Source organism: Rhizobium sp. P2_G2 (assembly GCF_056403555.1).
Genome location: NZ_JBFUFF010000232.1, coordinates 1 through 3,023, shown reverse-complemented (window position 1 = coordinate 3,023; position 3,023 = coordinate 1). Strand labels below are relative to the sequence as shown.

Here is a 3,023-nt window from a genome sequence, read left to right as displayed (position 1 = left end):
GCCTAGCATGGTCTTGTTGAGGACAATCCATGCTCCACCGGCCAGCAGCAGAGCACAAATGAAAGCGATCGAATCGAGCATCGGCAAGAAGACCGGGCCGATCCGCCATGTCGACTGCGCATATGGAGTCTCATAGCGCAGATAGTCGGCGGACCAGACCGACTGGATCAACGACTCGATCAAGATCGTGATGCCGAACGTCACGAGTAGCGATGCGAATTCCTTGACCTTAAACCGCACGAACAAGGCATGGAGACCGACACCGAAAAGGAAGAACAGCGGCACGATCAACAGGCCACTGAAGACGGCCGGCACGCCGTAGGCCGTGCCGAGATGATAAGTCAGGTAGGCTCCCAGAAACGCCAACGCGAAATGACTGAGATTGACGAGTTTCAACAGACCCCAGCTCAAGCTAAGCCCCATCGCTAGAAGGCCATAGATTCCACCCAGCAACACACCGCTAGCGGCCGACTGCAGAAGGAGCACTGCACTCATTGCGAGCCTCCCTCGGCCATGAGGGCGCCAGAACGGCCCCGCTGCCCCATGCCCGATTTCAACTTCTCAATTCGCAACGCCTCCTCCTGCATTTGCGCTAACGTTAGCATTACAATCTCATGAGAGGTGCACACATGTCAACGTCAAAAGTGCCAAACGCGGGCATAAGTCGCGGAATATTCAAATTCTGCATATTGACGTCCTTGAATACTTTGCGCTAACGTTGGCAAATACCAAGCATGGAGGAATTCCCGGCGATGAAGATCGTTCGCTATATGCGCGCTGGCCGCGCCCACTATGGTGTGTTGAAGGATGACGGGTTCATCGACCGCATTGACAGTACGCCGTTCGAAAACACTCGCCCAACCGGAGAGCGCGATGACCTCGCCTCGGTGGAGCTGCTCTGTCCTGTCGAGAGCCCCCGGATCTTCGGCGTAGCTTACAACTACAGGGCCCATACGAACGAAACCGGGAAGGAGCAGCCGAGCATTCCGGTCCTTTTCATGAAGCCCAGCACCGCTGCAATCGGACAAGGCGACGCGGTGACTTATCCCGATGGCGCAGAGATCGTCCACTATGAGGGCGAACTCGTTGTCGTTATCGGCAAGCAGGCACGGCACATTCCGGTGGAAACGGCGCTCGATTGCGTGCTCGGCTATTGCTGCGGCAACGATATCAGCGATCGCGTCGTGCAAAGGCAGGAGAGCAAGTTCGGCTGCCTTCTCGCCGGCAAGGGTTATGACACATTCGCCCCGCTTGGCCCCGTCATTGCCACGGATATCGACCCGACCAACCTGCAGGTGATCACACGCCAGAACGGCGTGGTCAGACAAGCCGGCAACACGCGCGACCTGGTCTTCTCTGTGGCCGAGATCATCAGCTATCTCAGCCGCTTCATGACATTGCTTCCTGGCGATATGATCATGACGGGCACGCCGGCAGGCGTCGGACCGATCGCTGTCGGTGATCAGTTGGAAGTCGAAATTCCGGAGATCGGAATCCTTCGAAACCCTGTTGTAGCGGAAGGCGCCACGACGGGACCGGTCTAACTCGGCTGCGACTGCGCAACGCTCAGAGTTGTCGGTCAAACTCGGGCAGTGCCTCGAACAGGTCGGCCACGAGGCCAAAGTCGGCAACCTGGAAGATCGGCGCTTCCTCGTCCTTGTTGATTGCCACGATTACCTTCGAATCCTTCATGCCGGCCAGATGCTGGATGGCACCGGAAATGCCGACCGCGACATAGAGATCCGGCGCCACCACCTTGCCGGTCTGCCCCACCTGCCAGTCGTTCGGTGCATAGCCGGCATCGACGGCAGCGCGGCTGGCGCCGACGGCCGCACCGAGCTTGTCGGCGACGGGGAGGATGACTTCGCGGAACTTCTCCGACGACCCCAGCGCCCGGCCACCCGAGACGATGATCTTGGCCGAGGTCAGTTCCGGACGATCCGACGACGACAAGGCATCGCCGACATGGCTGGAAAGACCGGGATTGGCTGCAGAGGCGATTGCTTCCACGGCTGCACTGCCGCCTTCSGCTGCAGATGCGAAGCTCGCGGTGCGCACGGTGATCACTTTCTTGGCATCGGTCGCCTGCACCGTCTGGATGGCATTGCCGGCATAGATCGGACGCTTGAACGTGTCGGCAGAGACAACCTCGATGATCTCGGACACCTGCGCCACATCGAGCAGCGCGGCAACCCGCGGGAAGACGCTCTTGCCGGTGGCGGTGGCGGCGGTGATGATCGTGTCATAGCTCGGAGCAAGGCTGACGATCAGGGCGGCGAGCGCTTCGGCGATGTTGTGGCCRTATTCGTCGCTRTCRGCSAGCAGCACTTTKGCGACGCYGGARAGYTTTGCCGCCTGGTCGGCAGCAGCCTTGGCGCCCTTGCCGGCCACCAGTACATGCACGTCGCCGCCGATTTTCTGGGCAGCAGTCAGCACCTTGGCGGTCTGGYCGGAAAGGGCAGAATTGTCGTGGTCGGCAACAAGAAGAATGGTCATATCGGTCTATCCTGGATCTCTATCGTGGTCTCGTTGCTTGGCTTCAAATCACGCCGGCGCTTTTCAAGCTGGACACCAACTCGGCTACCGACTTCACCTTGACGCCCGCCTTGCGGCCCGACGGCTCCTCGGTCTTGAGGACCTTCAGGCGCGGCGAGATATCAACGCCCAGGTCTGCCGGGCTCTTCTTGTCGAGCGGCTTCTTCTTGGCCTTCATGATATTCGGCAGCGAGGCATAGCGCGGTTCATTGAGACGCAGGTCCGAGGTGATCACCGCCGGCAGCTTGACCGCGATCGTCTGCAGGCCGCCATCGACTTCGCGGGTGATGTTGGCGCTGTCGGCACCCAGGATCTCGACCTTGGAGGCAAACGTCGCCTGCGCCCAGCCGAGCAGCGCCGAGAGCATCTGGCCGGTCTGGTTGCTGTCGTCATCGATCGCCTGCTTGCCGACGATCACCAGGCCGGGCTGTTCCGCCTCGACCACGCCCTTGACCAGCTTGGCGACGGCGAGCGGCTCGACGATCTCC

General features: G+C 60.3%; 4 protein-coding genes. 1 reads left to right on the top strand and 3 read right to left on the bottom strand.

Features of this window, described 5'->3' with window-relative positions:
* A partial coding sequence (locus AC1D06_RS42310) for an ABC transporter permease subunit (RefSeq protein ID WP_477991516.1) occupies window positions 1-495 on the bottom strand: 495 nt, incomplete at its 3' end.
* 257 nt (window positions 496-752) lie between these two features.
* Here AC1D06_RS42310 and AC1D06_RS42305 point away from each other — a divergent pair.
* Window positions 753-1,544, top strand: coding sequence for a fumarylacetoacetate hydrolase family protein (locus AC1D06_RS42305; RefSeq protein ID WP_477991514.1), 792 nt, complete (start codon window positions 753-755; stop codon window positions 1,542-1,544).
* Window positions 1,545-1,566: 22 nt separating this feature from the next.
* Here the strand turns inward: AC1D06_RS42305 and AC1D06_RS42300 are convergent, their stop codons facing one another.
* Both AC1D06_RS42300 and AC1D06_RS42295 read right to left on the bottom strand, forming a co-directional pair.
* Window positions 1,567-2,496 (bottom strand): electron transfer flavoprotein subunit alpha/FixB family protein, encoded by a 930-nt coding sequence (locus AC1D06_RS42300; RefSeq protein WP_477991512.1) that lies wholly within the window; start codon window positions 2,494-2,496, stop codon window positions 1,567-1,569.
* A gap of 43 nt (window positions 2,497-2,539) precedes the next feature.
* Window positions 2,540-3,023, bottom strand: a 484-nt coding sequence (locus AC1D06_RS42295) for an electron transfer flavoprotein subunit beta/FixA family protein (RefSeq protein WP_477991510.1), incomplete at its 5' end; no start/stop codon positions are given.

Excerpts from the sequence above, each read along its gene's own strand:
- AC1D06_RS42305 (WP_477991514.1), top strand. The coding sequence starts at position 753 with ATGAAGATCGTTCGCTATATGCGCGCTGGCCGCGCCCACTATGGTGTG.